Origin of the sequence: Kocuria kalidii, from assembly GCF_044462225.1 — a bacterium.
Taxonomy (GTDB): Bacteria; Actinomycetota; Actinomycetes; order Actinomycetales; family Micrococcaceae; genus Kocuria; species Kocuria kalidii.
The window spans coordinates 1-3,748 of the sequence record NZ_JBISWJ010000059.1 but is presented as its reverse complement, the minus strand read 5'-3'; the positions used below and the strand labels follow the sequence as shown (position 1 = coordinate 3,748).

The 3,748-nt window shown below is 70.4% G+C and carries 6 protein-coding genes; 5 read left to right on the top strand and 1 reads right to left on the bottom strand.

The features are described 5' to 3' along the window. Positions 1-134 precede the first annotated feature (134 nt). Together ACH9D3_RS08395 and ACH9D3_RS08390 are read left to right on the top strand one after the other, a co-directional pair. Entirely contained in the window at positions 135-317 is a 183-nt protein-coding gene (locus ACH9D3_RS08395) for a hypothetical protein (RefSeq protein ID WP_396410576.1), read from the top strand. A gap of 82 nt (positions 318-399) precedes the next feature. Beyond that, the gene (locus ACH9D3_RS08390) at positions 400-867 is read left to right on the top strand and encodes a redoxin domain-containing protein (RefSeq protein ID WP_396410575.1); all 468 of its coding nucleotides are present in this window, start codon (positions 400-402) and stop codon (positions 865-867) included. 69 nt (positions 868-936) lie between these two features. On the opposite strand, the gene ACH9D3_RS08385 is transcribed toward ACH9D3_RS08390, so the two are convergent. Beyond that, the gene (locus tag ACH9D3_RS08385; protein ID WP_396410574.1) at positions 937-1,719 is read right to left on the bottom strand and encodes an SDR family NAD(P)-dependent oxidoreductase; all 783 of its coding nucleotides are present in this window, start codon (positions 1,717-1,719) and stop codon (positions 937-939) included. Between the two features lie 195 nt (positions 1,720-1,914). Between ACH9D3_RS08385 and uraD the strand changes: the two genes are divergently transcribed. The 3 genes from uraD to pucL all read left to right on the top strand — a co-directional run bounded on the left by uraD (position 1,915) and on the right by pucL (position 3,732). Further along, positions 1,915-2,412 carry a 2-oxo-4-hydroxy-4-carboxy-5-ureidoimidazoline decarboxylase gene (uraD, locus tag ACH9D3_RS08380; protein WP_396410573.1) on the top strand — a complete coding sequence of 166 codons (498 nt, stop codon included), beginning with the start codon at positions 1,915-1,917 and terminating at the stop codon, positions 2,410-2,412. After that, positions 2,409-2,735: a hydroxyisourate hydrolase gene (gene uraH, locus ACH9D3_RS08375; RefSeq protein WP_396410572.1), complete on the top strand. Its 327-nt coding sequence runs from the start codon at positions 2,409-2,411 to the stop codon at positions 2,733-2,735. The genes uraD and uraH overlap by 4 nt, the downstream gene beginning before the upstream one ends. A 73-nt stretch (positions 2,736-2,808) precedes the next feature. Then, on the top strand, positions 2,809-3,732 hold the full coding sequence (gene pucL, locus ACH9D3_RS08370; RefSeq protein WP_396410571.1) for a factor-independent urate hydroxylase: 924 nt from the start codon (positions 2,809-2,811) through the stop codon (positions 3,730-3,732). The last annotated feature ends 16 nt before the right edge of the window (positions 3,733-3,748 follow it).

Below are 3,748 nucleotides of genomic sequence, written 5' to 3'. Positions count from 1 at the left end.
CGGACAACGGCCCGGGCCCCGCGCACCCACCCTGCGCCCCGGACGGCCCGGACCCTCTTGACGCCCCTTCCTGCCGCCGATAGATTTCGTGATACGGAATTCTGATTCCGTATCACGAATTCGAGGGAGCCACCATGAATGCCAGCCCGGCCTCCACGGCCCACGCGTCCTTCTTCAGCTACACCGGTGCCGACTGCGACCCGGACCTGGCGCTGCCCGCGCACACCGCCGCCCGCCCCGCCCCGCTGTGGGTGCTCGCGGTGACCTCGGCCTGCGTCGGGGCCGCGGTGGGCCGCCTCTCGGCCCGGCACCCGTAGCGCCACCCGGCCCCACCGCCCGGCACCCGCCACCCCGCAGCTTCACCCGGCCCCGCGCCGACGACCGCACCCAGGAGCACCCATGGCACCGCAGATCCAGACCGGCCGGCAGGCCCCCGACTTCACGCTCACCGACCACGAGGACCGGCAGGTGCGGCTCTCCGGGCTGCGCGACCGCCGGGTGATCGTCTACTTCTACCCCAAGGCCTTCACCCCCGGGTGCACGTCCGAGGCGTGCGACTTCCGGGACAACCTCGCCTCCCTCGAGGCGCTCGGGGCCACCGTGCTCGGGATCTCGGGGGACGACCCCGCGACGCTGCGGGAGTTCGCCGAGGAGCACCACCTCCCCTACCCCCTGCTCTCCGATGCGGACTCGGCGACCGCCCGGGCCTGGGGCGCGTGGGGCGAGAAGACCGTCGACGGACAGACCGTGGTCGGCCCGCTCCGCTCGACGTTCGTGGTCGAGCAGGACGGCACCGTGAGCTCCGCGGAGTACGCCGTCCGGGCCGAGGGCCACGTGGCAGATCTCCGGCGCCGGCTCGCCGGCTGACGACCGCGCCCACGACCCGAAGGGCTTCCCCGCACGGCGCGAGGGAGCCCTTCGGCCGTCCCCAGGACGTCACCCGCGGCCGGCGAAGGGCATCCCCGAGGCGGTGAGGACGAGCGAGTTCACCGAGGCGGAGGCCGGCAGCTCGGCCATCATCAGCACCGCCCGCCCCACCTCCTCGACGGGGAAGCTGGGCTCCGGGCGGAGCGTGCCGTCCGCCTGCAGCGCACCGCCGTTCGTGCCCAGGCCCGCCAGCAGCTCCGTGGCCGCGTTGCCGATGTCGATCTGCCCGCAGGTGATGCCGTAGGGGCGGCCGTCCAGGTCCAGGGACCGGGTCAGGCCGGTGACGGCGTGCTTGCTCGCGGTGTAGGCCGCGGACAGCGGCCGGGGCGCGTGCGCGGAGATCGAGCCGTTGTTGATGATCCGCCCGCCCCGGGGGCGCTGCTGCTTCATGATCCGGACGGCCTGCGCCGAGCACAGGAACGTCCCGGTCAGGTTGACCTGCAGCGTGCGCCGCCACTCCTCGGGGTCGACCTCGTCCGCCTCGCCGCGGGGCCCGAAGGTCCCCGCGTTGTTGAACAGCACGTCGATGCGCCCGGTCGACCGTTCGATCTCCCGGAAGGCCGAGGACACGCTCTCGGCGTCCGCCACGTCCATCGGGACGATCCGGGCCCCCGGGGCCCCCGCGGCGGTCTCCACCAGGGCGTCGGACCGCCGGCCGCTCAGCACCACCACCCAGCCCGCAGCCAGGAAGGCGCGCGCCACGGACCGGCCGATCCCCGAACCGGCTCCCGTCACGACGAGCACCTTTCCCGCCGCGCCCGGATCCTCGCACCGGCCCCCTGCTCCGTCCATCCCACGCTCCCTCCACATCGCCGCGATCCTGTCGCCCCGCGCGTGAAACGGAAGTTTCACGCGCGGCACCCTCTTGCAAAAAGTCGGTAACAGGAGGATGAAACCATTGACTTCGTCCTAGTGATCCACTTCACTATACATATCGGAAATCTTCTTCCACATTATGGAATTACAGAAGGGTCGAAGGCGGAGCACATGCATCTCACCGAGTTCAACTCCCTCAGCAGGCCCACGGCGGTCGAGGCGATCCGTCCCGCCCTCGACATCCCGCGCTGGCTGGACGCGGTGGTCGACGCCCGGCCCTACTGGCACCATGATGCCCTGCTCGGGATGGCCCGCACCGCGGCGGCGCCGTTCACGCCCGAGGAGGTCGAGCGCGCGCTCTCGCACCATCCCCGCATCGGCGAGCGCGCCGAGGGCTCCCACCGGGAAGCCGGTTTCTCCCGGGCGGAGCAGTCCGCGGTCGACCCCTCGGACACCGACGTCCAGCAGCGCCTGCGCGAGGGCAACCTCGCCTACGAGGAGCGGTTCGGCCAGGTGTTCCTCATCCGTGCCGCGGGACGCACCCCCGAGGAGATCCTCGAGCAGCTCTCCGCCCGCATGACCCACGACCCCGGGACGGAACGGGCCGTGGTCGCCGACCAGCTGCGCCAGATCGCGCTCCTCCGACTCGAAGGACTCGTCACCCCATGAGCTATGTCACCGCCCACGTCCTCGACTCCGTCACCGGCACCCCCGCCCGGGGGATCGCCGTGGCCCTCGAGACCGCCGACGGCACCTCCATCGCGGCCGCCGAGACGGACGCCGACGGCCGCGTGCCCGAACTGGGCCCAGAGACCCTGGAATCCGGCGACTACCGGATCACCTTCGCCACGGGCGAGTACTTCGCCGGCAGGAACCAGCCGACGTTCTACCCGTTCGTGACGGTGAACTTCACGGTGCAGGCCGAGGAGAGGCACTACCACGTGCCGCTCCTGCTGAGCCCGTTCGCCTTTTCCACCTACCGGGGCAGTTGACCCAGGAGTTGACGGGCCCGCCCGTCTCCGACCGTCCCGATCAGCAGACACCTTGAGTGCGAGGAGAAACGTCATGACCGACGTCAGCACGGATCAGACCACCGAGAAGACCGCGGACACCGTCGTCCTGGGCAGGAACCAGTACGGCAAGGCCGAGAACCACGTCGTCCGGATCGACCGCGGCACCGACCGCCACGAGATCCGCGACCTCGTGGTCACCTCGCAGCTGCGCGGCGACCTCGAGGCCGTGCACACGGAGGGCGACAACAGCCACTGCGTGCCGACCGACACCCAGAAGAACACCGTCTTCGCCTTCGCGCAGCAGTACGGGATCGACTCCCCTGAGGCGCTGCTGCTCCAGCTCGCCGACCACTTCACCGACGAGTTCGAGTGGATCACCGGTGGCCGCTGGGCCGCCCAGGAGCACGCCTGGAACCGGATCGACGACCACGACCACTGCTTCGTGCAGCACAAGGACGAGGTGCGCACCGCGGTGGTCGTGGCCGAGGGCGGATCGCGGACCGTCATCTCCGGGTTCAAGGACCTGACCGTCCTGAAGTCCACCCGGTCCGGCTTCACGGGCTACCCCAAGGACAAGTACACGACCCTCCCGGAGACCGAGGACCGGATCATGTCCACGGATGTGGCGACCCGCTGGCGGTACAGCACGACCGACGTGGACTTCGACGCCGTCTACGAGGACGTCAAGAAGATCATCCTGAGCAAGTTCACCGACCACTACTCCCGGGCGCTGCAGGAGACCCTCTACCTCATGGGCAGGGCCGTCATCGAGGCGCACCCCGAGATCGACGAGATCAAGTTCTCCTGCCCCAACAAGCACCACTTCGTCTACGACCTCGGGTTCTGCGACCTGCCGAACAACAACGAGACGCACTACGCGGCGGACCGCCCGTTCGGCCTGATCGAGGCCACGATCCAGCGCAGGGGCGCGCCCGAGAACGAGCACGCCTGGGCGGGCATCGCCGGCTTCTGCTGAACCCCGCCCCGTCGGG

What these genes read in the sequence shown, in the direction of transcription:
- ACH9D3_RS08395 (WP_396410576.1), top strand. Translation starts at nt 135, where the DNA reads ATGAATGCCAGCCCGGCCTCCACGGCCCACGCGTCCTTCTTCAGCTAC.
- uraD (WP_396410573.1), top strand. Translation starts at nt 1,915, where the DNA reads ATGCATCTCACCGAGTTCAACTCCCTCAGCAGGCCCACGGCGGTCGAG.
- ACH9D3_RS08385 (WP_396410574.1), bottom strand. Translation starts at nt 1,719, where the DNA reads ATGGACGGAGCAGGGGGCCGGTGCGAGGATCCGGGCGCGGCGGGAAAG.
- uraH (WP_396410572.1), top strand. Translation starts at nt 2,409, where the DNA reads ATGAGCTATGTCACCGCCCACGTCCTCGACTCCGTCACCGGCACCCCC.
- ACH9D3_RS08390 (WP_396410575.1), top strand. Translation starts at nt 400, where the DNA reads ATGGCACCGCAGATCCAGACCGGCCGGCAGGCCCCCGACTTCACGCTC.
- pucL (WP_396410571.1), top strand. Translation starts at nt 2,809, where the DNA reads ATGACCGACGTCAGCACGGATCAGACCACCGAGAAGACCGCGGACACC.